At 42.3% G+C, this 25,780-nt stretch carries 22 protein-coding genes; 13 read left to right on the forward strand and 9 right to left on the reverse strand.

The window, feature by feature from the left end; genetic code table 11:
* Positions 1 to 174: 174 nt before the first annotated feature.
* Positions 175 to 678 (forward strand): NlpC/P60 family protein, encoded by a 504-nt coding sequence (locus tag ACM2FC_RS02100; protein WP_498479168.1) that lies wholly within the window; start codon positions 175 to 177, stop codon positions 676 to 678.
* 245 nt (positions 679 to 923) lie between these two features.
* Here ACM2FC_RS02100 and ACM2FC_RS02105 read toward each other — a convergent pair whose 3' ends face one another.
* Positions 924 to 1,928 carry an LD-carboxypeptidase gene (locus ACM2FC_RS02105; RefSeq protein WP_498479169.1) on the reverse strand — a complete coding sequence of 335 codons (1,005 nt, stop codon included), beginning with the start codon at positions 1,926 to 1,928 and terminating at the stop codon, positions 924 to 926.
* Positions 1,929 to 2,148: 220 nt separating this feature from the next.
* Between ACM2FC_RS02105 and ACM2FC_RS02110 the strand changes: the two genes are divergently transcribed.
* From ACM2FC_RS02110 to ACM2FC_RS02120, 3 genes are read left to right on the forward strand one after another with little or no spacing between them, the layout of a single operon-like run.
* Entirely contained in the window at positions 2,149 to 2,892 is a 744-nt protein-coding gene (locus ACM2FC_RS02110) for a DeoR/GlpR family DNA-binding transcription regulator (protein ID WP_498479170.1), read from the forward strand.
* On the forward strand, positions 2,889 to 3,932 hold the full coding sequence (locus tag ACM2FC_RS02115) for an oxidoreductase (protein ID WP_498479171.1): 1,044 nt from the start codon (positions 2,889 to 2,891) through the stop codon (positions 3,930 to 3,932). The genes ACM2FC_RS02110 and ACM2FC_RS02115 overlap by 4 nt, the downstream gene beginning before the upstream one ends.
* Before the next feature lie 8 nt (positions 3,933 to 3,940).
* Positions 3,941 to 4,396: a heme-degrading domain-containing protein gene (locus ACM2FC_RS02120; protein ID WP_498479172.1), complete on the forward strand. Its 456-nt coding sequence runs from the start codon at positions 3,941 to 3,943 to the stop codon at positions 4,394 to 4,396.
* Positions 4,397 to 4,508: 112 nt separating this feature from the next.
* Here the strand turns inward: ACM2FC_RS02120 and ACM2FC_RS02125 are convergent, their stop codons facing one another.
* The 4 genes from ACM2FC_RS02125 to ACM2FC_RS02140 form a co-directional block, all read right to left on the reverse strand.
* Positions 4,509 to 5,255 carry an acetoacetate decarboxylase gene (locus tag ACM2FC_RS02125; protein ID WP_498479173.1) on the reverse strand — a complete coding sequence of 249 codons (747 nt, stop codon included), beginning with the start codon at positions 5,253 to 5,255 and terminating at the stop codon, positions 4,509 to 4,511.
* Positions 5,256 to 5,313: 58 nt separating this feature from the next.
* Positions 5,314 to 6,384 carry a butyrate kinase gene (gene buk / locus ACM2FC_RS02130; protein ID WP_498479174.1) on the reverse strand — a complete coding sequence of 357 codons (1,071 nt, stop codon included), beginning with the start codon at positions 6,382 to 6,384 and terminating at the stop codon, positions 5,314 to 5,316.
* Positions 6,385 to 6,395: 11 nt separating this feature from the next.
* Positions 6,396 to 7,298: a phosphate acyltransferase gene (locus ACM2FC_RS02135; protein ID WP_498479175.1), complete on the reverse strand. Its 903-nt coding sequence runs from the start codon at positions 7,296 to 7,298 to the stop codon at positions 6,396 to 6,398.
* Positions 7,299 to 7,413: 115 nt separating this feature from the next.
* A complete protein-coding gene (locus ACM2FC_RS02140; protein ID WP_498479176.1) occupies positions 7,414 to 8,601 on the reverse strand; it encodes an acetyl-CoA C-acetyltransferase in 1,188 nt (395 codons plus the stop codon).
* A gap of 1,102 nt (positions 8,602 to 9,703) precedes the next feature.
* Between ACM2FC_RS02140 and ACM2FC_RS02145 the strand changes: the two genes are divergently transcribed.
* Positions 9,704 to 11,605 (forward strand): methyl-accepting chemotaxis protein, encoded by a 1,902-nt coding sequence (locus ACM2FC_RS02145; protein WP_498479177.1) that lies wholly within the window; start codon positions 9,704 to 9,706, stop codon positions 11,603 to 11,605.
* A gap of 101 nt (positions 11,606 to 11,706) precedes the next feature.
* Here the strand turns inward: ACM2FC_RS02145 and ACM2FC_RS02150 are convergent, their stop codons facing one another.
* Entirely contained in the window at positions 11,707 to 13,029 is a 1,323-nt protein-coding gene (locus ACM2FC_RS02150) for a type II toxin-antitoxin system HipA family toxin (RefSeq protein ID WP_498479178.1), read from the reverse strand.
* On the reverse strand, positions 13,023 to 13,391 hold the full coding sequence (locus ACM2FC_RS02155) for a helix-turn-helix domain-containing protein (protein ID WP_498479179.1): 369 nt from the start codon (positions 13,389 to 13,391) through the stop codon (positions 13,023 to 13,025). Before ACM2FC_RS02155 ends, ACM2FC_RS02150 begins: the two co-directional genes overlap by 7 nt.
* Positions 13,392 to 13,862: 471 nt before the next feature.
* Here ACM2FC_RS02155 and ACM2FC_RS02160 point away from each other — a divergent pair, with 471 nt between their 5' ends.
* Positions 13,863 to 15,431: an ATP-binding cassette domain-containing protein gene (locus tag ACM2FC_RS02160; RefSeq protein ID WP_498479180.1), complete on the forward strand. Its 1,569-nt coding sequence runs from the start codon at positions 13,863 to 13,865 to the stop codon at positions 15,429 to 15,431.
* Positions 15,432 to 15,553: 122 nt separating this feature from the next.
* On the opposite strand, the gene ACM2FC_RS02165 is transcribed toward ACM2FC_RS02160, so the two are convergent.
* On the reverse strand, positions 15,554 to 17,176 hold the full coding sequence (locus tag ACM2FC_RS02165) for a methyl-accepting chemotaxis protein (protein WP_498479181.1): 1,623 nt from the start codon (positions 17,174 to 17,176) through the stop codon (positions 15,554 to 15,556).
* Between the two features lie 383 nt (positions 17,177 to 17,559).
* On the opposite strand from ACM2FC_RS02165, the gene rbsD reads away from it, so the two are divergent.
* The 7 genes from rbsD (at position 17,560) to ACM2FC_RS02200 (ending at position 24,057) form a co-directional block, all read left to right on the forward strand.
* A complete protein-coding gene (gene rbsD / locus ACM2FC_RS02170; RefSeq protein WP_498479182.1) occupies positions 17,560 to 17,979 on the forward strand; it encodes a D-ribose pyranase in 420 nt (139 codons plus the stop codon).
* A 19-nt stretch (positions 17,980 to 17,998) separates the two neighbouring features.
* The gene (rbsA, locus tag ACM2FC_RS02175; RefSeq protein WP_498479183.1) at positions 17,999 to 19,504 is read left to right on the forward strand and encodes a ribose ABC transporter ATP-binding protein RbsA; all 1,506 of its coding nucleotides are present in this window, start codon (positions 17,999 to 18,001) and stop codon (positions 19,502 to 19,504) included.
* A complete protein-coding gene (gene rbsC / locus ACM2FC_RS02180) occupies positions 19,501 to 20,484 on the forward strand; it encodes a ribose ABC transporter permease (RefSeq protein ID WP_498479184.1) in 984 nt (327 codons plus the stop codon). The genes rbsA and rbsC overlap by 4 nt, the downstream gene beginning before the upstream one ends.
* Before the next feature lie 58 nt (positions 20,485 to 20,542).
* Positions 20,543 to 21,421, forward strand: coding sequence for a ribose ABC transporter substrate-binding protein RbsB (gene rbsB, locus ACM2FC_RS02185; protein WP_498479185.1), 879 nt, complete (start codon positions 20,543 to 20,545; stop codon positions 21,419 to 21,421).
* 113 nt (positions 21,422 to 21,534) lie between these two features.
* The gene (gene rbsK, locus ACM2FC_RS02190) at positions 21,535 to 22,452 is read left to right on the forward strand and encodes a ribokinase (protein WP_498479186.1); all 918 of its coding nucleotides are present in this window, start codon (positions 21,535 to 21,537) and stop codon (positions 22,450 to 22,452) included.
* A gap of 11 nt (positions 22,453 to 22,463) precedes the next feature.
* Positions 22,464 to 23,468 carry a substrate-binding domain-containing protein gene (locus ACM2FC_RS02195; protein WP_498479187.1) on the forward strand — a complete coding sequence of 335 codons (1,005 nt, stop codon included), beginning with the start codon at positions 22,464 to 22,466 and terminating at the stop codon, positions 23,466 to 23,468.
* 358 nt (positions 23,469 to 23,826) lie between these two features.
* Positions 23,827 to 24,057 carry a hypothetical protein gene (locus ACM2FC_RS02200; protein WP_498479188.1) on the forward strand — a complete coding sequence of 77 codons (231 nt, stop codon included), beginning with the start codon at positions 23,827 to 23,829 and terminating at the stop codon, positions 24,055 to 24,057.
* Between the two features lie 273 nt (positions 24,058 to 24,330).
* Here the strand turns inward: ACM2FC_RS02200 and ACM2FC_RS02205 are convergent, their stop codons facing one another.
* Positions 24,331 to 25,746: an MFS transporter gene (locus ACM2FC_RS02205; protein WP_498479189.1), complete on the reverse strand. Its 1,416-nt coding sequence runs from the start codon at positions 25,744 to 25,746 to the stop codon at positions 24,331 to 24,333.
* Positions 25,747 to 25,780: the final 34 nt, after the last annotated feature.

A 25,780-nucleotide genomic window follows, 5' to 3' on the forward strand; every position in this document is an offset into this window, starting at 1 on the left:
TTGACGAGGCTTTTTTGCAAGATAGGAAGCATCAACACGCCCTAAATTCTGCTATTTTGAATACTGAAAGTGGCTTGAATTAATTCAGCCATTGCCAATTTACCATGAGCTTTTCCACTCGCCGTATGATGTGAACGAATATAGCTCTACTGACAACCACACACTGGAGCCATAGTGAGTACCGCATTTAAAAGAGAAATCATCCTAGTGGTATTCACAAGCCTATTATGCTCTTGTGCTACGGTTCAATCGCCTCCTGCTCATCATCACTCTACAACCCATCACGCTAAACACTATAGCCAGTCACAAGTGTTGCACAGGTTATATGCGCAATATGACGCTTGGCGAGGCGTTAAGTACAAATACGGTGGCTACTCACGTCATGGGATTGATTGTTCGGGGTTTGCAAAATTAACGTTTAAGACGCAGTTTGGTATTCATCTTGAGAGAACAACGAAAGCTCAGTCTCACCAAGGTATACCAGTTTCAAGGCATCACCTCATTGCTGGAGATCTGGTGTTCTTCAAGACGGGTTGGTCTAGTCACCACGTTGGTATTTATCTAAAAGATGATAAATTCTTAAATGCTTCGACCAGCAAAGGGGTGATTATCTCTAGCTTGAACAATGTATATTGGAGAAAGCATTACTGGAAATCTCGCCGTATTATTGATGAATGAATTTATCCATATTCGCATCTGAATCTACGTTATACCATTCTAAGTCAGCATATGAGCTAAATGAATAAGCTTCCACAAACCGCTCAAGACATCCTGTGCGCTTAAACATGGGCATCCTTGCCCATGTATGTTTGCTCCAGCGTATTTCACTTCGCAGACCAATGATTTTTCCAGATTGGTATTCGTTGCTGAAGGCCTCGTCAAAATGATGCGGACGAGGCCTTTTTAGTGGTAAGTTATGAACGCTAAGAAAAGTTATCGATGGAACAATAGTAGCTTTGTTTGCTACATGTGATTTTGGCTTCTCCACCGAGTATAAATGGCTTGTTGACGATTCCATGGCCAAAATACGGATAGTAATAAACGGGTTTATTAAATGCTCGGGCAAAGTTAAGCAAGACTTTTTTGTAGATCAACCTGTCCGCAAAGTTTGCGCCAATTGGATGAAATTGGCCAAATACGATGGCGTTAACCTCATGAATTGCAGGCATCATAAGCAGGTGATGCATCTCTCTATCTAATTGGTGATAGCTTTCTCCAGTATTTTCGATCATTAGGACCTTACCGCGAAAGTTAGGTTGGTATGGTGTTTCAATTGTTGCATCTAAAATGGCAAGATTCCCACCAATTAACGTGCCCGATACGTTCGCCTTTGTATTTAGCGCTATAACGCCTTTGTAGTGAACGCCATCGGTCATTATCTTTTTAACCGAGGGTATCTCTTGGTTTTCGTTGACGTGGTCATATAGGGTTCGGCCATTCTTCTCTTCTATCGAAAATATCGTTTTGTTGAACTCTGCTACGACACCATGAATAGACTTCCAGTGGAGTTTACTGTTGACGAAATCATGTATTGCTGTCACATCGCTAAACCCAACAATAACTTTAGGTTTTGCTTTTCTTAGTTCTTCAATATGCTGGCTTAAAATGGGTAAAATATTCACGCCTCCAGCGCCACCTCGAACGAACCAAATAATATCTACACTGTTGTCTTTCATAGCATTGAGTAAGTTTTGAGCTCTAACACTAGCGACATTTACATAGCCGAGATCGGATGGTTCTTGGTTCAAATACTTGTCAGTCACTTGGTAGCCTTTTGATTCAAGTGATTGGTTTATATATTTGATGTCACCTGGGTCATACATACTTGAGACCGAGACTAGTGCTACTTTTTTAAAGTCATCGGCGTAACTATTGAATGAAAGTATGAATGCTATTGTAAGCAGCATACATTTAAATGATTTGTTCATTCTCTTTCCTATTTTTACACTAATTCGGGTACTGAGTGAGTTCGACGCTACAGCATTCTAGCGTGATAAACAGCCCTAGTTTCGAATTTAAAAATCAGTAAGTTATATGCAATGGGTAAAAAGTTGGTGAAATAGTATTTAAAATTGCTTAAAATCACTTTTGTGTTTAAGTGGATGTAAGCTATTTGAGTGTATGACACAGGAAGAAAGATTACTCTCGATGCAGCAGTGGCTGCTTGAAGTAAAGAAAATTACCTTAGCCGATGTGTGTGAGCGATATGAGATCTCGCGTGATTCCGCACGTCGAGATTTGGTTAAACTGACTCAACTACAAGGAATTGAAAGGATTAGAGGTGGGGCGATTTCTGTACCAGTAACTAGCCACGTTACCGCCTATAAAGACAAACCTATTAGCCCTGAGAAACAAGACATTGGCCGGGTGGCTGCGAGTTTAATCGAGCCTGATGATTTCATTATTATGGATACAGGCACCACACTGTCTGCGATGGCTTGTTACATGAAAATGCCTGCGACTGTCGTCACTAACTCAATTGATATCTTGTCCCATTTAGAGGACGAGAAAGACATCCTTCTTCATTTTATTGGCGGCAAGTTTAATGCTTTTCATCGTGCGATGCTGGGCTCGACAGCGATTGCTCAGCTGGCACAGTACAACGTCAACAAGACATTCATTGGTGTTTGTGCGATTTCTGAACTTGGCATTTCTACCGCCAGTGAAGAAGAGGCTGCAATTAAGAAGGCGATGATCACTCAAGCGGAAAAGGTCATTCTAGTATGTGAAAGCAGCAAGTTTGGCCAACAACACTTTTTCAAAGTGTGTGAATTGGAAGAAGTCGACGTAATAGTAACGAATCAAGCGCCGCCCCAAGACATCACTCACATTATAAAATCCTACGATATCGATCTTATCGTAACGGACCAATTAACGAGAACTAAAGTATGACAACTGCAATTAAAACCGCGATTATAGGTTATGGATTTTCAGCCAAGACCTTCCACATTCCATTTATTACCTCTTTGCCGGCATTTGAGCTTACAGCAATCAGCACGAGCAAGTTAGATGAAGTAAAAAATGACTGGCCACAAACACAGTGCTTTGCCGACTCTAATGATCTGCTGGTGGATTCAGATGCGGAATTGGTGATTATTACTGCACCCAACGATGTGCACTTTGATTTGGCTAAAAAGGCGTTAGAAAACAACAAACATGTCATTCTTGAAAAGCCTTTTGTTACAGAGGTAGCACAAGGTGAGCAACTGATTGAATTAGCAAAAAATAAAAATTTGCTGCTGAGCGTCTATCATAACCGCCGATGGGATGGTGATTTCCTAACGATTAAAAAGATGATTGAAGACGGACAATTTGGTGACGTGAAACACTATGAATCCCACTTCGACAGGTTCCGTCCAGCTGTACGTCAGCGCTGGCGTGAACAAGCTGCCGTTGGGGGAGGGATTCTATTCGATTTAGGCTCTCACCTGATTGATCAAGCAGTGACACTATTCGGTGTGCCCGAAGCGGTCACCGCTCAATGTGAAGTGATGCGTGAAGGCTCGAACAATGTTGATTATTTCCATGTTGTTTTGCATTACCCCAATCATTTAGCCATTTTACATGGCGACCTGTTTAGTGCGGGCCCCAATAAGCGTTTTACTGTCAAAGGTTCCAAAGGCAGCTTTGAGAAATGCGGACTTGATCCTCAAGAAGAGCGTTTGATTGCCGGGGTACAGCCTGATAACTCAACTTGGTCCGAAGAAGCCGCCGAACAATTTGGCATTTTTTATACTCTAGAAGAATCAAAAACAGTGCCTACAGAGCTGGGTGGTTATCAAAATTACTTCTCTCAAATGGCCCAAGCCATTCGAGAAGGTCAACAACCGCCCGTGAACGCTCAAGATGCGCTTTGGAGTATTCGTCTGATTGAGATGGCAATGGAAAGTAGCCGCTTGGGTCAAACCGTCAAAGTGAACAAAACAGCGTAGTAATGGCCATGAATGAAAAATTAACAGAGTTACTTGAACAAGAGAAGCAGCTCGTTTTCTCTGAGTTTAATCATGAAACCGCGTGGCAGATAGGCTGCGCGCTTAAGAAAGCCGCAGAGAGTCAATCGGCTGCTGTGGCAATAGAAGTGTATGCTTTTGAGCAAGTGTTGTTTAGCCACGCGATGCTAGGGACTTCAATCGACAATCAGGACTGGGTAAAACGAAAGCGCCAATCGGTGATGCGCTTTGGCCATAGTTCCTACTATTCAGGGCAATACAATGCATCAAAAAATCGAGATTTTGAAAGTATGCCTCATATCGACGCACGTGAGTACTGTGCTCATGGCGGTGCATTTCCGATTCGACTTAAATCTGGTGGGTTGATAGGGGTGGTGACGGTTTCTGGATTGCCGCAAGAAGATGATCACAATATGGTTGTCTCTGCTTTGCGAGAACTCATTTAACCGACGTCGATAATAAAAGGGTTGTAGTTTAGGGCAGAATGAAGAGACGACTTTGTTCCTATAGGGGGGAAGAGTTGTACTTCAAGCTATTTTCCCTAAACTACAAATTTGCTTATCGTTCGTTCTTTAGGTAGTCGATTGCAACTTCACCGTAAGGTAGGGTGAGATCAGCAATAAAGTGGCTAGCTGAAACAACTCGCTTAACTGGCAATTCATTAACTGGCGCCATTGCGTGAGCATGAAGCTCAAGTGCAGCAGGACCGGTGAACGCCCATTTCACATTGATATCTGTCATTTGGTAACGCACAAGCTGACAGATAGCGGGTGTGCCATCTACGTCAGGGATAGATTTCACTAGGAAGTTTTGTCCGCCTAGTGCTTCTTGAACAGCCATTTTATCTAGCTCTTCAAATTTGAAACCCATCGTACCTGTTGCAACACGAGTTTTGCCGTAATCTAAAGTACCTAGCAGTGTGTCGCCGTCGATTTCTAAACTAGGCGCGCCTAGCTTTTTAGGGAAGCCCCAAATCTCACGACCACCTGCAATCGGTGGGTGGCAATCAAGGAACATAGAGTGTACGTAAGAGCCAGGTTGACCTTCGAAAGTCACAGGGATAACTTGGCCAGACTCATGAAAAGAACCAAAACCGCTAGAGTCAGGCATACGCATGAATTCGTATTTTACGAGCGGTTCTGGCGCTTCTAAGCCTGGTGGTAAGATGCGCTCTAGTGCTTCAGGATCGGTTTCGTAAGTGATGATGAAGTATTCGCGGTCAACGAAACGGTTTGGAGCGACGGTATAAGCTGGATTACCTTGCTGAACTGGCATTCCAAATGGAAGAGACGTTTTTTCTGTCATGATTATTTCCAAAGATAAAACAAACGCTGAACCTTGAGAGTTCAGCGTTTTTGGCTAATTAGTAGTCTAAGATTTCACGCTCGCCGTGAAGCGCATCTTTTACGCCCTGAGCAAGTGCTTGCATCTCATCTTCACCTGGATAAACCACTAATTTGGCGTCGATAAAGTCAGTGTGTTGGCCAATCCAATCAACCATTGGCCCGCAATAAGCGATGCTGCCAGTTAGGATGATTGCATCCGCACTACCTGCTAGTGCTGCTGCACATGCGCCAATTTCTTTCGAAACTTGGTAAGCCATAGCTTTAAGAACTTGTGTCGCTTTCTCATCACCCTCTTTATGACGGTTTTCTACTTCCATCATGTCTTTTGTGCCAAGGTAGCTGTAGACACCGCCTTCACCGATAAGCTTTTTGTAGACTTCTTTATACGTATATTTACCAGAGAAGCACATATCGATAAGCGCTAGAGGTGGGATACCTCCTGCGCGCTCTGGGCTCATTGGTCCATCGCCACCTAGTGCAGAGTTAACATCAACGATGCGACCCGCTTTGTGAGCGCCAACACTTACGCCACTACCTAAGTGAGCAACAATAAGGTTAATCTTGTCGTAAGACTTTTTGTGCTCTTTTGCGTAACGGCGTGCCACTGCTTTTTGGTTTAATGCATGGAAGCTACGTACACGTGAGATGTCTGACATACCCGATAAACGTGCGATGTCGTCATACTCATCGACCATTACAGGATCGACAGTGTATGCTTCTTTGCTCGCATTGACTTCTTTCGCTAGCTCGTGTGCTAGGATACCGCCCAAGTTAGAGGCATGCTGACCATTTAGGCCGATTGTTGCGTCGTGTAGATACTCTTCATTGATACGGTAAACACCGCTCTGTAGGTTGCGTACCATACCGCCACGACCAACAAATTGGTCGATTTCGTGTAGCGTAATACCATTCTCTTTGAGCGTTTCTAAAATCAAATTCTTACGGTATTCTTTTTGCTCTGCAATCGTTTCAAAAGGTTCTAATTCAGCCATTGAATGGCCGATAGATTTACCAAGAATTAAAAACTCATCATCATAGACAGCAATCTTAGTCGACATGCCGCCAGGGTTAATAGCTAGAATTTTCATAGGGCTACCTGTTATTCAGCACACTGAGCAATCGCGCAAGCCATTGCGTAGTATTTAGTTTCAACAGAGTCAGAGCGAGATGGGAAATCAACCGGTGCGATAGTACCGATGATAAAGCTAGCTGCTTTCGCTCCACCTAGGAATGTGCTTGTTTTGTAGAAAGTGTTCGCAGCGTTGATGTCTGGAAGTAGGATAAGGTCAACGTCACCGCCCACTTCGGTATCCAAACCTTTATGCTCAACAGATTCTTTGCTGAATGCTAGGTCGATAGATAGAGGGCCATCAACAGTACAACCTTTGATACCGCCACGACGGTTCATTTGAGTCAAGATTGCTGCGTCAATGGTTGAAGGCATTGCTGTTTTCACGCCTTCAGTAGCCGCGATAACAGCAACTTTCGGGTTTTCAACACCAACATTGTGAAATACGTTGACGCACTGTTGAATCATTTGCGCTTTTTCGTTTACGTCTGGTGCGATGTTGATACCAGAGTCAGTGAATGCAAATACTTTGTGGTAAGTTGGGATATGAACAAAGCCCGCTTGAGAAACCAATTTCGTTTTCTTAAGGCCAGTTTCACGGTGAAGGATTGGACGAAGATATTCAGGTGTACCTAGTGCGCCGCGAGTAAGAACGTCAGCTTTACCTTCTTTTACAAGTGCCACTGCTTTTTGACATGCTTTGCTCTTGTTCTTTTCATCGATGACTTCAAATCCGTGAACATCAAAACCTACTTCTTCAGAGATTTGGAAGATCTTATCTTTGTCACCAACTAGGATTGGCTCTGCAATCTTTTGCTCAGTGATAAGCTTAAGGGCTTTTAGAGTAGTACGATCTTCCGCAGCAGCAACAGCAATTTTCTTAACGGTTTTGCTTTTCGCGATTTCTACGAAGGTTTCAAGTGATTTCAACATAATAGTTACCTCAATTGGGACGCTTTTCGCCCCATTGCAAAAATTGTTTGAGTGATATTCAAACGACATCAAATGTGAGTTTCAGAAAGAATCTGTAGGTGGTTTGGGGCTCTGGTTAAAGCATTTCGACAGTGGCAGCGATTCCCATACCACCTCCGATACACAATGTTGCCAATCCCTTGCTTAGTTCCTGACGCTTAAGCTCGTTAACCAAAGTGACGAAAATGCGCGCGCCAGATGCGCCAATTGGGTGTCCGAATGCAATAGAGCCGCCGTTAACGTTGACTTTGTTGGTATCCCATTGCATTTCTTTGTTGACTGAAATAGCTTGAGCTGCGAACGCTTCGTTAGATTCGATAAGGTCCAGCTCGTCCAGGTTCCAGTTAGATTTGTCTAGAACTTTTCGTGAAGCTTCAATTGGGCCGGTCCCCATGATGGTTGGATCAACGCCAACAGTTGCGAAGTTGACCAAACGAGCCATTGCTTGAAGACCTAGTTCTTTTACTTTTTCTTCAGAAGCTAAAATGACCATTGCAGCGCCATCGTTTACACCAGAAGCGTTACCCGCAGTTACACTGCCAGCTTTATCAAACGCTGGGCGCAGCTTAGCTAAGCCTTCTACCGTTGTTTGGGGGCGTGGAAACTCGTCTTGAGCGAACATTAGAGGTTCTTGACGCTTACGAGGTACAGCTACAGGAATAATCTCGTCGGCTAGACGGTTTGTTTCCAAGGCTTTTGCTGCTTTCATTTGTGACTGATAAGCAAATTCGTCTTGTTCTTCGCGAGAGATATCGTATTTTTTAGCGATGTTTTCGGCAGTTGTGCCCATATGGTAGTTATTGAATGCATCCCATAGACCGTCTTTGATCATGGTGTCTTCTGCCGTCCAGTTACCCATTTTTACGCCATTGCGTGAGTTAGGAAGAATATGAGGCGCTTGGCTCATATTTTCTTGGCCGCCAGCAATCACAAGATCTGCGTCGCCGTTTTTGATGGCTTGGTAAGCAAGCTGAAGTGCTTTGAGGCCAGAGCCGCAGACTTTGTTGATAGTTAAAGCAGAAGAATGCTCAGGAATACCTGCGGCAATGGCTGTTTGACGTGCAGGGTTTTGTCCACAACCTGCGGTAAGTACTTGGCCAACGATCACTTCGTCGACGTGGCTAGGATCGATTTGCTGCTGTTCCAGAAGGGATTTGATAACAGTAGCGCCTAGCTCAGTTGCAGGAATACCAGAAAGAGTACCACCGAAAGAGCCTAATGCAGTTCTTGAAGCTCCTAATACGAAAACGTTTTTATTTTCCACAATATAATACCTCTTAGCGAAGAAAAGATTCCTAGGCTTCTCCTTTTATTTAGAACTGCCTTGTACAAAAAGGAGGGAGTCAAGCCCAGGAATATAATTCTTAAGCCAAATAACAAATTGTTTTAGTAGTATGTAAATATGCACCAATCATTTAGATATAAAATGTTAAAGTTTTACTTTACTCGTAATAAAATACTCGTTCGGAACTTTAACTTATAATGAATACCTTAATTCATTGGATTGCAGTTAATTGATGTTCTATTTTCTACCCTAATCTATGATGGGGTCTCTATATCCTATCCCTAGGGCCTTGCATGCCTGCTCTCTACTCATATTGAGGTGAAGCATATATATGACAATAGCCACTTCCCAATTTTCATTATCCATATACCGAACATAGCCTATTAGTTACTTTTATACTTAAAAGCATAAATATGTTTAAATATCGAACTGACCAAATAACCTATTGATTTTTATTGAAACTAACACTAAGTGCATCAAGTTGAATGCTTTACCTCTGGATTATCCATTAAACATATTAGTTCAATGTTTATTTTGTTTTAATTATTACAATATGACTAAATATTACCTCCAGTCATTCTATTATCATATGCTTAGTGACGTAAACAATGATCTTTTTTAAATTGCTCGGTGGAGAGTGTTTTGTACAAATTAAATAAATATAATATTTAAATATGGTAGATTTAATTGTTCAAATATTATCTTAATGACATAAGGGAAATATACTTAATTATGAGAGTTATAATCTTTTAATTGTTAGATTTAAACAATAAAAACAATTACATCTTGCTACGTTGAGTATAAGTATAGAATTATTTTTAAAAACATATATGTAGTTCATTTTAACACTAGGGATCTATAAGAAATCATATACAATTCATATGAGATAAGTGGGTATAAAACTAAGTGCTTTTGCTTGGCCAAGTAAAAGTAATGTTCACACATCTAGTAAAGGTTTTTTGACTACAGTTCAATTATTTTCTCCTGTGAATATCCTCGATTAACGGCTGTCCAGTGACTTCTGCCGCTATATGCTACTTTTATTTGAGTAGAGTTAAGGATTATTTTTGAGGAATTCAGGATGAAAAACCTATCGATGCAAGCTCGTATTATGTTAGCGGTACTCGTTGCTGTCATTGTTTCGACGAGCATAGTGAGTTACACGGCTTACTTGAATGGCAAAAACATCATGATCGATAGAGTGGATAATAGTGAAATGCCCACTTTGGTAAAAAGTATTCGCAACTCGGTTAATGCTGAAATACAAGAGATGAAAATCGTAGCAAGGACAATTGCTGAAAACCCGGTTTTTATTGAATGGTCGAAAAACGGTGCTGATCCAGCGACTGAAAAGCTAATTATCGAGCATTTAGGCAATATCGTAAAAGCGAACGGGTTTAGTAACGCTTCGTTTGTAGATCGAGAAACCGCGAAGTATTGGAACCAAGATGGCTTTCTGAGAGTCTTGACTCCAGAAAGAGACAGTTGGTTTTTTAGGTTTAAAGCGAGTGGAGATAGTGAACTATCGAGTGTGTACAGAAGTAAAACGACAAAAGATGTCGATATATTCGTCAACTATCAACAAGTCAATGGCCGTGGATTGTCTGGTGTTTCCAAGTCGTTTGATGCGATGGTCAATTATCTCAATAGCTTTAAACTTGAGCAATCTGGATTCGTATTTCTTGTTGATGGCAAAGGCAATGTCAAAGTCCATCACGATGAATCCCTGAATGATAAATCAAGTCTTAGTGATTTATTTCCAAACCTTAATATTAGTTCTCTACTGAATAAGCAAGATTATGCATCGACGACGTCTGGTGATCTGGTGATATCGACAAGTTATATCGACAGCCTAGGCTGGTATGTTGTCGCTGAAGTGCCAAAACATGAGCTATTAAGTGGCGTTGAGCGCAGTGCCTATCTGTTGGTCATTATTCTTATTGTCACGACGATCTTCTTTGCTATTGTCAGCTACTTCTTGGCCGGTAAGTTGGTTAAGCCAATCAGTAATATGGCAGAGACGTTCACTGAGTTTGGTAAAGGTGGTGGCGATCTGACCAGTCGAGTTTCGGAGCAGCAGGCTCCTGAGATAGCCGCTTTGGCATCTGGGTTCAACTCTTTTGTATCCAATATTCAAGGTATCGTTAAAGATGTAATTAAAACTTCTATATCAGTAAAAGAGTCTTCAGAAACCGTAAACGAAGAGGCAGAAGCGTCCAAGCTTGCTTCTGATAAACAGCGGGATGAGGCGCATCAAGTGTCAGTGGCGATCACTGAAATGGGCACCACTATTGAAGAAATTGCAAGCAATGCCAATGTGGCGGCTCAAACCACGAACGATGCAGTAACTCGGGCCACAGGAGCCAAAGAGGTAGTCAACAGCTCTACTTTAGCGATCAACAACATGGCTAGCGAGATGGAAACGGTGGCTGCAAATATAGAAACTCTTGCTGAGAATACCAACAACATTAGCGGTGTGCTTGACGTGATTCGAGGTATCTCAGAACAAACTAACTTATTAGCATTGAACGCTGCGATAGAGGCCGCTCGAGCCGGTGAACATGGACGTGGATTTGCAGTCGTGGCAGATGAAGTGAGAGGGTTGGCTCAACGCACAAGTGAATCAACGGAAGAAATCAATAATATGATCAATGAGTTGCAAGAAGGGGCATCCACTGCGGTAAACTCGGTGCAAAATAGCAAAGAACAAGCAATGGTGGGCGTGGAAACGGCGCAAAAGACCAACGAGGCGCTAGAAGAAATTGTTGGCAATATACTCCACATCTCTGATCTCAATACCCAAATAGCGACAGCGACAGAGGAGCAGTCGGTGGTGATCAAAGAGATCAATGTTCATGTCGTGTCAATCAGCGATAGCTCCGAGCAGAGTACCAACGCGATTGGTAGCATAAAATCTTCAAGCGATAATGTGAGAGAGTCTTCTGTATATCTGAACAATCTAGTATCCCAGTTTAAGGTGTAACTTAAATTGGGGCAGGAGAGCGCCACAATAAGTGGATCTTTTAGCACGCCTCACTCAAATGGGTGAGGCCACCACAATAAGATAATCGATACAAGTTAGTTTTAGAGGTGCATACGTAGATTGTTTTCAACTTCATTGATAAGAGATTTAGGTACATCTTGCTCTGTGGCTAACTTTCTCCATTGAGAAACATGCTCGATAGTTTCATCAATAGTGGCGTCAATCATCTGTTTAGTGAACCTTGGACTGAGTTTGCGAAAAGCGTAGAAATCTTCTCGTGTGAAGTTGTCGCGTTTTCCATTTAACGTCATCCAATGCTGTGCTACCCAGCGACTGTCTGGTCTATATGAGTAGGCGATATCATAGGCGGGTGCCAGAGCCCACTTACCTTCATCATTCATCACAAAACCAAAGTTCTTCGAGTGATCGTCATGATTGCGCGCGACAACATTAAACAACATTCTCTTGAATAGCTGCTCAGCTTCGGTTGCTTTGAGCTTTAGGCTTCTTGCGACGCCAAAAAGTTCTTCGTAAGAGTATTCGCCACCTCTTTTGTAACTGATATGTGCCATCGCGTTTAGGGTTTGAGTATGAATTCGCTGATTGCCATTTCTATCAAAACGCTTGGTTAAGAAGTGGCGACGATTGCCTTCATTAAGCAATTGCGTTGGCATCATATCGATGCCACAAAGCTCATGCGCCATCAGATAGTAGCAATATTCCATTGCTCCGTAACCAAGGGGATCACCAAAGGTTTCTTTATTCTCGTTGTGTTCACTTACGCCATCAAACTTCATTAGGTAGTGGGAGAAGCCGTCGGGAGCTTCGACTTGGCCAGAGCGAACTTGTGTGAAGTCCTCGTTGAACGCTAGAACTGCTTTTGGTCTGGCACCACCTGCACTCATACCGACAGACATAAGAGCAAGCATTGCTTCTTGATCTGCGTTTCCTTGGGGATCTAACGCAACATCGAACCCTTCTCTCTGGCTCAAAATATCCTGTGCAACAGAAACCAATGAGCTGATCGTAATTTCTTTGGATTTCTCAAAATCAGCGCCATGGCTTGGTGGAGAGTAAGTGAGTGCTCCCATTCCTCGTTTACCTGTGTACTGCAATCGCTCTAATGGAGTGATGCTACTCGGTGAACGACCTTTACGAGCGACCCAGGCATTCAAAACGCTGTTACCAAAATCATCTGGCAATGAGTCGGCAAGCAAACCAGATAATCCCTTGAAGGTAGCAAAGTCTATGTTTGGAAAGGTATAAATTTTCTTTGCCAAAGGCATCATGAGTGGTGATAGTTCTAATCCAGAATCGACAAACTTGTTATCGTACTCAAAAGCGCTTTGCTGAGTTTCAGTATCGTAGCTGGCTGCGCCAACCATTGTTTCATTGTAGTGAACTTCAATGAATTGTTTCACCATCCTAAATCTTCCTCGTTTGGAGTATGTTTATCTTTATCTTTATCTTTATCTTTATCTTCTTTCTTTCTTGGGCTTGATGCTCTCACCCGCTCCTTACCTTTGAGCTTGGCCAATTGAATAGGGGATATGGGAGTAGGGGGAAGGAAGGTATCAAGTTGATCGGTTATGTCCAGTGCAATAAGCACTGACATTATTGTCTCCAGAGTGGCCTTACCATTTTCTGCTCTAGCTACCTTTTGCCTTGTCAGTCCTGTTGCTTCAGCGATCTCTTCTTGAGATTTGTTGTTGTTCAGCCGATATTGGCGCAGGCGATCCCCGATGAGTTCAGCTAGCGCAGAGGCGGTCATTAGAGAATATGTCATGCTTACCACTCAATGTTTTATTTTTATAACATTATAGTTATTATTGGTGTCTAATGTGGTTATTTTAAAACATTATAAGATATAGTTTTGAGAGGTGGTCATAGAAATGTTAGATGTTTAATGTCCTATTATTGTAACTTTATGAGGTTTATATTTGTATAGTGTTATATTTTTAACTCATTATCTAATAGTTGCTGCCAAGCCATGTTGCTTGACTAAAAGGCACGAACTGCTTTAGCATTCCATCATCATTTCTCAATGAGGTTACGCCAACATGAACAACTAAACCTGTCATCCATTTTTCATTTTATTTTTGGATCTACAGGGTTAGTAGGCGTAGCTCACTTTCCGATATTTATTTTGCAGCCACTTTTTTTTTCATTGCAATGATGAAAACCAGTGCCTGCATGAATTTTATCCCTTTATTATCTCAGGCTACGACTGTTGTCCCTGTCATACAGGAGACAAATTATGTCAATTTTACAAGCAGATAACATCAGCTATCAATTTGATGATGGCGAGACATTATTTCAGCAATTGTCGTTTTCCATGACTCAACGCCGAGTGGGGTTGGTTGGGCGAAATGGTGTGGGTAAATCAGTGCTCGCATCAATTCTCAGCGGGGAGAAAACGCCTTCTGCCGGAGTTGTAAAATTGCCCACATCATTCGCAGTATATCGTCAACAACCTTCGCATTTACTTTCGGATACAACTTCTATCGCTCAGTTTTTGGGCAAACAGGAAGTACTGACAGCTCTAAAAGAGATCGCATCCGGTGATTGTTCAGATCATTGGTTCGATATAGTGGGTGAGCAATGGGATTATCCCAATAAACTAGCTGAGCAGCTGACGCAAATGAGGCTACCAGCTCAGATTGATTTTCCTTGCGCACTTCTTAGTGGTGGTCAACTGGCTCGGTTACAGCTGTGGCAACTATTTGAAAGTGACGTCGAGCTGCTCATTCTTGATGAGCCATCTAATCACCTTGATGTGATAGCAAAGCAATGGCTGATTGACTCCATGCGTACATTTGAGGGGGCGATATTACTCATTAGTCATGACCGGGAATTGCTTCGTCAGATGGAAGAGACTTGGGAGCTCTCTACACTCGGTTTGCAAGTGTTTGGTGGCAACTATGATGTTTATGCCGAACAGAAAAGAGCAGAGTTACAAGCCGTAGATCGAAAGTTGTCCAGTGTTAGCAAGCAGAAAAAGCAGTTGGAGAAACAAATACAGCTCAATCGTGAAAAAGCCGAAAAAAGAGCCGCTCAGGGTAATAAGCTCCGAAAAAGTGGTAGCCAGCCAAAGGTGTTACTCGATAAAAAGAAGGACAAAGCCACCGCGAATGCCTCTAGTCGTAACAAAAACGAACAACTTCGGCATGCTCACCTGCAAGAGAAAGTACAGCAACTAACAAAGAGAAAGGAGCAATTAGAAGGGCAAAAGCTGCACTTTACAGATGGCCCAAACCGTTCGAGAAACGTCGTTTCAATGAGACGCGCGGTTCTACCTTTTGGTCGTGCGGACCCGATAACATTGGAAATCTCTGCCAACGATAAGATTCACCTTATCGGTAATAACGGATGCGGGAAATCGACGTTATTGAAAACGCTGTTAAATGAACTGGCTCTTAAAAGTGGACAACTGCAAGTGAATATACCAAGGTATTATCTCGACCAGCACTTTGATGTGATTGACCCAGAGCTTTCTTTGCTGGGAAACTTAATAGAACATTGCGAGGGAGTGAATGAAAGTGACGCCAGAACCTTGCTGGCAGGGATTGGTTTTCGTCGCGACAATGTCTTTCGTCTCGGTCATATGCTTAGTGGAGGAGAGAAGATGAAGTTAGCAATGCTGATTGTTAGCCATCAACCAAACCAACCACTGCTGCTACTTGATGAGCCCGACAATCACTTAGATATCGATTCAAAGGCCATGCTTGCGCAGGCTCTATGTAACTATCGAGGAGGTTATATTCTCGTAAGTCATGATCAAGACTTCACCAGAGAAGCTGGGGTTAAAAGGCAAGTGGCTTTGTAAATTGTTCATATAAAAACACAATTTATTGGGGCAGTGAAACACGAAGCTGCCCCAACAATAGTTTCAGAAATCGTTCTGAATGAGATCCCTCTGTATCACGTAGAATTCAGACGCTATTTCCCTCAGTGTTCAAACTGTTTGACTTGAGTTTGAAAGTCATTGGAAATATTTTTTAGCTTGTTGCTTATAGAAACTGCTCTTTGAACCATGCCTTCACAACTCACGATAGTGTCAGATATGCCTCCCATTTGATTGGCGATGAGACTAGCTGTTTGAGACTGCTCGTTAGAAGCCGTTGATATCTCAGAGTTAAGATTATTAATCTTAGATATTGCTTCAGATACTTCTTGCAAAGATGCTCCTGATTTTTCGACCTTAAGCACTACTTCATCTGTTTTGGATTGGCTTATCTCCATCGCTTTAACGCTGCTTAATGCGCCTTCTTTTATTTTCTCAAGAATTTCTTCAATTTCTGTCGTGCTATCCTGGGTTTTTTGAGCAAGACTTCTCACCTCATCAGCAACCACTGCAAATCCTCTCCCTTGCTCTCCCGCTCTTGCGGCTTCAATAGCTGCGTTTAACGCTAGTAGGTTTGTTTGATCTGCAATACCCCTAATCACGTCTAAGACTTTACCGACGTTGCTACTGTCTTCTGCAAGAATACGTATTATTTCCGCTGCCTTTGAAATTTCTTCTACTTGGATTTCGATAGCATTCTTTGCATGGTGCATGGATTGTGAGGATTGCTCAAGGGTACTGTCGGATTGAACAACCGAATCAAAGGATATCGATGCAGTTCTAGATACTTCCTCTGCAGAATGAGCCATCTCGGTGGTAGAAGTTGCCACTTCTTCAGTAATATCACTCTGCTTTTTTGTCATCTCATTGATGGAGTTCGAAATATCTTCTAAGTCAGTGGATTCGCAGTTCAGTTCTTGGCTTATTTGCTTTAGAGCGGCTACAGTACTAACCATAAACTCTTTTAACTTCATAGCATTGTTTTCTAACTCTCCAAATTCGTCATTTTTCTGGGTTTTAAAGTTGACGTTTAAATGACCATTGGAAAGTTGATATATTCTTTTATTTAAGCTCTTTAGAGGATTTATAAAAGAGGCTGTTAGGTAGATATAACTAACAATTAAAGAGAGCAGAGAACAGAAAATGATTAATATATAACTAACTTTAATCGCAGACTGAGCGTCACTGACTATTTGTTTTGCTTTAGTGCTTCCTTTCTCTTCTATAGCTTCAGAAATTTGATCAAGTAGCTTTGAAGGAGCTCTATCCATTCCTTTGACTGCTTTATCACCTACAGAAGAATCAAATCCAGATGCGACAAATTTCTGTTTGCCTTCCGAATATGAATCCATCATTTTCTTATGGGCAGTTAAAAACTCGTTTGCAAATGATTTAAGTTCCACATCACCGATCGTCTTGTGAAGTGTTTCAACCAATTGTGATGTTAATGCTCCTTGTTCCTGAAATTGCTTCCAATATTTTTTCAGCTGATCTGGGTTAGCGCCTCGAAGCAAAACATTTTTCCACTCTTGTACTTGCCGCTTAAAAGCGATATTTGCTTTTAGAGCAATTTGAGTTTGTTGAACCTCTCTCGCTTCCAACTCGGCAAAAGAAGTCGAAGTAGCTTGGAGTTTTATTGAAATGAAAATAGCGACACCAACAAGTAGAATAAGTGCACTACCGATGATTAGAAGCACCTTTGTTCGAATACTAGTATTTGAATTCATTTAAGTAGAACCAAAAAGTTAGAGTAATTAACTTATTTTTAGCAGCTTCTGAACAAATCACTTTAAGCCTATGCATTTTCACGACAACCATCACTAATTATTAACAGCCTTTGCAAGGCTCAACATTCCATAGGTCTATACAAAGCCATCTCTATCGTTCGTATTATAAGTGATATTCATCAACTTTATTTTAGGGTAATAACTCAAATAAAAGATCAATATCACACATTGACAGCTGGTTAAATACAAACCAATTGTTTGGCGTTAGGATGTTCATCGAAACGTTTCGATGAGTTTTCTTATTGTGAAAATCGCAATAGATTGAATGGGTTTTTTTACACGTCAAAGCGCGTGTGGTGTAGCAGGGTGTTGGTAGATTAGAAATGAAAAAGTCCTCTCTTATTAACTCAGAGCTGTCTTATTTGGTGGCGACGCTTGGGCATACGGATGAAATCACCATTTGTGATGCAGGCCTTCCTATTTCTGATGAGCGTCAACGCATTGATCTGGCTTTAAAGCGGGGTGTGCCGGGGTTTATTGAAACTGTTCAAGCGATCTTGAGCGAGTCGCAAATTGAAGCAGTGGTATTGGCAAGTGAGTTTGCCGAGATAAGCCCTGGTACACATGAGCAGTTGATCGCGGAACTCAAAAGTGAAGAGCAGCGCAGTGGGGCAAAAATTGACGTCCAATATGTTAGCCACGAAGCATTTAAAACTCGTACACACAAAAGCCGAGCGTTAGTGAGAACTGGAGAATGTACACCTTATGCTAACGTTATCTTCATAGCTGGCGTAGCATTTTAATCGCGGTTGAGGACGAAACATGACGGAAGCTATTTTACAACTGGACTCAATCGAAAAAGCTTTTCCCGGTGTAAAGGCGTTGGATAAGGCTAGCCTCAATGTCTATTCAGGCCGCGTCATGGCGCTACTTGGCGAAAATGGCGCAGGCAAATCCACTTTGATGAAAGTTCTTACTGGAATTTATTTTTCAGATGCAGGCAGCATTCACTACAAAGGTTTGCCTGTTTCATTTAAAGGACCTCGTGAATCTCAACATGCAGGCATCAGTATTATCCACCAAGAGTTGAATCTTATTCCTGAGTTAACTATTGCTGAGAATATTTTCTTAGGCCGCGAAATTACCGGTGCATTTGGCCGCGTCTTGTGGAGCGAAATGTATCGTCAAGCTGACAAATTGTTGGCGCGCTTGAATGTTAAGCACAGTTCAAAAACCCTATTGGGTGAATTGAGCTTAGGTGAGCAGCAGATGGTGGAAATTGCCAAAGCACTTTCGTTTGAATCGAAAGTTATCATCATGGATGAGCCTACCGATGCGCTCACTGATACAGAAACGGAATCGCTTTTTAAAGTGATCAATGAGCTTCGAGATCAAGGCTGTGGCATTGTTTATATCTCTCACCGTTTGAAAGAGATATTTGAAATTTGCGATGACATTACCATTTTGCGTGACGGCAAATTTATCAATCAATGCCAAGTGAGCGAAACCGATGAGGACCACTTAATCGAAATGATGGTCGGCCGTAAACTCGAAGAGCAATACCCTCGAATTGAAGCCAAACACGGCAAGGTTTGCCTACAGGTTTCCGGATTAACAGGCTCGGGTATTCATGATGTCAGCTTCCACCTAAACAAGGGCGAAATACTGGGAATATCTGGTTTGATGGGCGCTGGTCGTACGGAGTTAATGAAGGTGATCTACGGAGCCCTTCCTAGTGAAAGTGGATCCATTGAACTGAATGGCAAAACAATTAAACCTACCAGCCCGCAACAGGGATTAGCTAGCGGTATTGCGTATATTTCTGAAGATCGCAAAGGAGATGGCTTAGTACTTGGGCTGTCGGTGAAAGAGAACATGTCTCTCTGCGCGCTAGACAAATTATCGAGTGGCATGCAGATCCAGCACAGTAAAGAAGTGCTCGCTGTTGATGATTTCGTCATGTTATTCAACATCAAGACGCCAAACCGTAATCAGATTATCGGTAACTTATCTGGTGGTAACCAGCAAAAAGTCGCCATTGCGAAAGGGTTAATGACCCGGCCGAATGTATTGATTCTTGATGAGCCGACCCGTGGTGTCGATGTTGGTGCGAAGAAAGAGATTTATCAGCTAATCAATAAATTTAAAGCAGAAGGGATGAGCATTATTTTAGTCTCTTCAGAGATGCCTGAAGTACTGGGCATGAGTGATCGCATCTTAGTCATGCATGAAGGTCGGATAACGGGTGAGTTTGATGCAAGTGAAGCGAACCAAGAGAAGTTGTTGGCGTGCGCCGTCGGAAAGAAAGTGAATGAGGAAGCAGCATGAGTAGTAAAGCGATGAGCAAGTCTGCAGAACTAGGTGAAAAGAAACTGTTTAGCAAGGAGTGGCTAATTGAGCAAAAGTCTCTGATCGCCTTGCTACTTTTGATTGTTGTGGTTTCGTTCTTGAATCCAAATTTCTTCACCGTCGACAATATCTTGAACATTCTGCGCCAGACGTCCGTTAATGCCATCATTGCTGTTGGTATGACATTAGTCATTTTAACTGCAGGGATAGATCTAAGTGTCGGTTCGGTGCTTGCGCTTTGTGGCGCGTTTGCCGCTAGCCTGATTGCATTGGAAGTGCCGGTTCTCATTGCTGTGCCTACAGCGTTGCTTGCTGGTGCTGCATTGGGAGCGATCAGTGGTGTGATTATCGCTAAAGGCAAAGTGCAGGCGTTCATTGCCACTCTGGTTACAATGACACTTCTTCGTGGTGTCACTATGGTCTTTACTGAAGGACGACCAATTTCTACAGGATTCACTGATACCGCAGACTCGTTTGCTTGGTTTGGTACAGGCTATGCGCTTGGCATCCCTGTGCCCGTATGGCTGATGGTTATTGTTTTTGCTGCAGCTTGGTATTTACTCAACCACACTCGCTTTGGCCGGTACGTTTATGCGCTAGGCGGTAATGAATCAGCAACTCGCCTTTCTGGAATTAACGTTGACCGCGTGAAGATAGGCGTTTATGCCATATGCGGTTTATTGGCTGCGTTAGCAGGCATTATTGTCACTTCTCGACTGTCGTCAGCACAGCCAACAGCTGGTACAGGTTATGAGCTAGATGCGATCGCTGCAGTTGTTTTAGGCGGTACTAGCTTAATGGGCGGAAAAGGCCGAATCATGGGGACCTTGATTGGTGCTCTGATCATTGGCTTTTTGAACAATGCGCTTAATTTGCTAGACGTCTCCTCTTACTACCAAATGATTGCAAAAGCAGTGGTCATTCTATTGGCCGTCTTGGTAGACAACAAAAATAAATAGCAGCTCGAAAACGGCTTGAGAGCTTACTTTTAGGCCACCCTACACAAAGGACAACATAATGAAAAAATTGATTACTTTTATTTTTTCGGTACTACTGACTTCGTTCTATTCAGTGGCGGCACACGCTCAAGATACGATAGCGATAGTACTTTCCACTTTAAACAACCCATTTTTTGTCTCGATGAAAGATGGCGCTGAAGCGAAAGCAAAGGAATTAGGTTACAAGCTTATTGTTTTAGATTCACAAAACGACCCAAGTAAAGAGCTTTCGAATGTAGAAGATCTGACGGTACGTGGTGTAAAAGCCATTTTGATTAACCCGACAGACTCTGATGCGGTAGCAAACGCAATTCGCATGGCAAATCGAGCTAACATCCCTGTGATCACTCTTGACCGTGGTGCAAGTCGTGGAGATGTCGTGAGTCATATTGCTTCGGATAACGTGGCAGGCGGTGAAATGGCGGGTCAATTTATCGTTAGCAAAGTAGGCGACAACGCAAAAGTTATCCAGCTAGAAGGTATTGCTGGCACTTCTGCTGCTCGTGAACGCGGTGAAGGTTTTATGAAAGCAGTCAAAGCAAGTCATATGGACTTACTCGCTAGCCAACCAGCAGATTTTGACCGAACAAAAGGTCTAAACGTCATGGAAAACCTACTGGCAGCACACCCAAATGTTCAAGCTGTGTTTGCACAAAATGATGAGATGGCGTTAGGCGCTCTTCGCGCTGTTCAAGCTTCAGGCAAAAAAGTCCTGATTGTTGGTTTTGATGGCACAAAAGATGGCATTGCCGCAGTAGAGCGTGGCAAACTGGCGGCGACCATAGCACAGCAACCTGCGTTGATTGGCGAACTTGGCGTCGAGACGGCAAGCAAAGTACTAAAGGGCGAGAAAGTTGAGAAAAACATTCCGGTACCTTTGAAAATTATTACTAAATAATTCGCTTTTTATAAACTTCTGCTCTTTCCACAGCGCTTGTGCGAAAGAGCAGAAAACCACGTTTACATTGTAAATCCAAGTGAATCTTTTCCGCTTCAGCTCAAGGAAGTTGTATGAATAAATTAGTCGTGTTGGGTAGCGTGAATGCTGACCATGTTCTCCAAGTCCCTTCATTTCCGCGTCCGGGTGAAACACTGCACGGTGCAAATTATCAGGTGATACCTGGCGGAAAAGGAGCCAATCAGGCCGTTGCAGCCGCGCGCTTGAGAGCGGATGTGGGTTTTATTGCCAGTATTGGTGACGACCCGTTTGGCATGGATATTCAAAAACGTTTTAAGAGCGAAGGCATCAACATTGCCGGCATAAAGATGCAAGCCAATAGTCCGACTGGTATCGCGATGATTCAGGTCGCTGAAAACGGTGAAAATAGTATCTGCATCTCTGCTGAAGCCAATGGCAAATTAACTGCCCAATCCATTGAAACTGACTTTGATAGCATTCGCCAAGCTGACTATCTGTTAATGCAGTTAGAAACGCCAATAGATGGAATTGAAAAAGCGGCTGAAGTTGCCAAAGCAAGCGGGACTAAAGTTGTTCTTAACCCTGCTCCAGCGCAAGCGCTTTCGGATAGTTTGCTGTCTAGTATTGATATCATTTCTCCGAATGAAACAGAAGCTGAAGTGTTGACTGGTATCGCTGTCGTTGATGATTCGTCAGCGCAACTTGCTGCAAATGTGTTACATGAAAAAGGCATTCCATTGGTGTTAATCACCTTGGGCGCCAAAGGTGTGTGGTTAAGTCAAGAAGGTATTGGCCAATTGATTTCTGGTTTCCAAGTAGACGCGAAGGACACCACGGCCGCGGGAGACACCTTCAATGGTGCTTTAGTTACTGGCCTATTAGAAAATATGTCTTTAGAATCAGCAATTAAGTTGGCTCACGCTGCAGCTGCTATTTCTGTTACTCGCTTTGGCGCACAGACTTCGATTCCAACTCGCGTGGAAGTTGAAGACTTCCAACAAGATCAATAAAAGGATCCAATATGGCAACGATGAAGGACATTGCTAAGCTCGCAGGTGTGTCTACATCGACGGTTAGCCATGTGATCAATAAAACTCGCTATGTAAGTGAAGAGATCTCTGAGCGAGTCAATAACGCCGCTAAAGAGCTCAATTACTATGCTCCCTCGGCATTGGCTCGAAGCTTGAAAATCAACCGAACTAGAACGATAGGTATGCTGGTTACCACTTCAACCAACCCATTTTTTGGAGAAGTGGTGAAAGGTGTCGAGCGCAGTTGCTACCAACAAAACTACAATCTCATTCTTTGTAACACCGAAGGCGATAACCAGCGCATGAAAGCGTCCATCGATACCTTGCTGCAAAAGCGCGTCGATGGATTGCTCTTGATGTGTTCTACCTTAGAAGGTGAACAAATCGCTGGGCTAGAACGCTATCCAGATATTCCAATTGTGGTGATGGACTGGGGGCCAATGTCATTTGCATGCGACAAGATCCAAGATAATTCGTATCGCGGCGGTTATATGGCCGCAAATTACTTAATTGAAAATGGACATAAAAATATTGGCTGTATTACCGGGCCACTGTTAAAGCATCCTGCTGAACATCGATTTAATGGTTTTAAAACGGCTTTAGCAGAAAATAATATAGAGTTAAATGACAACTGGATTGTTGAGGGCGATTTTGAATGCAAAGGTGGCTATGAAGCATTTAAAACACTGCATGCAAGCGGACCACTGCCCAGTGCTATTTTTGTCTGTAACGATATGATGGCGATGGGGGCGATAAACGCCGCCAACGAAGCTGGGATTCGAATCCCAGATGATCTGTCGATCATCGGGTACGACGACATTCACATCGCGCAATACATGACGCCAGCGTTGACAACGATCCATCAGCCTAAATATCGATTAGGACAGGCGGCGGTTAGTACTCTATTACAAAGGTTAGAAAAAGAGATTGTGGAACCAACAATTGTGCAGCTAGAGCCGACTTTAGTACCTCGAAAAAGTGTTCTCGCCAAGTAGCTCTTTGAACCCTCATGATAGAGTAAATATACTCGTTCCAGTTCCTATCATAGATATTAATTTCTTCTCTGATTTTTTATAAAAACTTATTATCAATTTTTTTAATTATGGTTAATTATTAATTTGCATTTTACTTGAAAGAAATAATATATTGTTTTTGAAGGTGATTGATATTCCCTCACTTTATTCATTAATAATGCAACAACGATAATAACCACTTATTATTTGGCTATGATATATGGTTTTCATTGTATTGAATTTATTTCAATGTTCATTATGCTTGCTCTAATTATATATTTTAATTATTGATTTGTATTTCTAGGGTGATTTTTAGTGATAACATAAAGGAAAAATTAAGATGGAAGCGAAGAAAAAAATTACTTGGTTCGTTATATGTTATTTTGCGGCAATCCTGATTTTTGCGTTCCTAGCGAGGTACGAATACTCTACGGAGAAACCAAACTCTATACCTAGCAAGATGTCTGCCGCAGAACCGTATGATGTTTTAAACTACTCAGAGTGCATGTCAAATGTCGCTTACATTCCTGAGTATTACTGCAAAGGTGGTAAAACACAACACAATACATAAGTACTCAACAGTGCTTGGGGTTTCTTAAAATATTATGCTCCATTAATATCTTGTTGGTACTAACGTATTGGTGAAAGATTAGCCGTAGATTCACTACGAAACCTACGGCTTGAAAAAGTCACGCTATGCCAAGTTTATACCAATTCCATCAATTATTTAATCATTCTTGCTGGCTAAAATCTCCAAGCACAGCGTTAGAATTTTCATAATTAGAATAACTAGTTATAAAAATCCTGCCTCGTTCTGAACGATTCTTTCTGCGCAAATTTCTGATCACTTAATTAATGGCATTGGTATTACAATTACGCTTCTCGCCTTGTGTCTCCTAAGAATAACAGCTCCTACAGCTAACAATATAAAGCTGAGAGCAGCTAAGGGAAAAATCAAGGAAACGACGTCTCCATAATTGGCAGTAGTGTTCAAAGCTGTGCCTGCGATAGCAGCACTGATGGGGAAACTACTTTGTTGGACGGTATTCAGTACAGAGCTCGCTTCACTTGCTTGTGTTTGTTTAACATTTGATAAAGCGATTCTAAATGCACTTGAGACTAAACAAGAATTGCCGAAACCAGCTAAGCCAGTGGCGAGAACTAAATCCCATGCATCTATTTGATTTCCATACAAATAGATGACGAATATCGTAGCGAAAAATGCCACTAGTACAAAGCAGATCCCAATTAGGTAGTAATGATGGTTGCGAATCTTATTACTAATACGTTTGCTCAAAATACTGCCGAAAAAATACATCAGCCCCAGAGAAATAAACGTGTTCCCCGATTGAAGAGGGGTAAGACCTAATTTACTTTGCAAGGTTAGAGAAGTGACGAAAACGTATCCAGGGAATGTCATTGCTACTCCTACCAAACATATGACTCCAATTAAAAAATTGGGCGTCTTAAACAGTGACGGAGGAAATACAGGCTGCAGAGATTGTGCTTCTTTGCGCTTTTCAAGATTCCATAGTTTCCAACCTAAGGGAGCGACAGCGAGCATTAACCACCATAATAGCGGCCAACGACTTCCCAGTGTGATTGGAATTAACAGCATCGATAGAAAAAGCGTAAAGAGGGTGATGCCATCAATGTCCATATGAGGTACGGAATCTGTATAAGACTCTGGTATTGCTTTAAGGCCAAACAGCAAAACAAACATACAAACAGGAATGTTGACAAAGAACGTCAGTCGCCAACCAAGATCAAAAACGTTTGCAGACACTAACCAACCGCCCAAAGACTGACCCAAGACAAATGATAACCCACCGATTGATGTGTAAATACCTACCGCTTTACTGTGTCTTTCTCCAGATAAAGAGGAGTGTATAATAGCGAGGATTTGTGGAATCAATAATGCGCCAAACACCCCCTGAAGCAGGCGACCGATGAGCATAGGTGTTAGGCTTTGAGACAATCCACATATGATAGATGCAATACCAAATCCGACGACACCAGTTATAAATAGCCGCTTTCTCCCGTATCGGTCTCCGAGTCGGCTTCCTGTGGCAATCATCGCAGCATAAGAAAGGCCATAGATGCCTACAATGAGTACCAATCCAATATCATTTGTGTGAAGAGACTGGCCAATGCTTTTTAAAGCGACATTAACAATTGAGAAGTCAATTTGAGGAAGTAATTGACCTGCAACAAGCAGTACCAAAGCAAACGTACTGAGTGAATTATTAGTAGATTTCATAATAGGTCCTTGAGATCTATACCAATTCGAAATG

The organism is Vibrio sp. A37, from assembly GCF_059777565.1.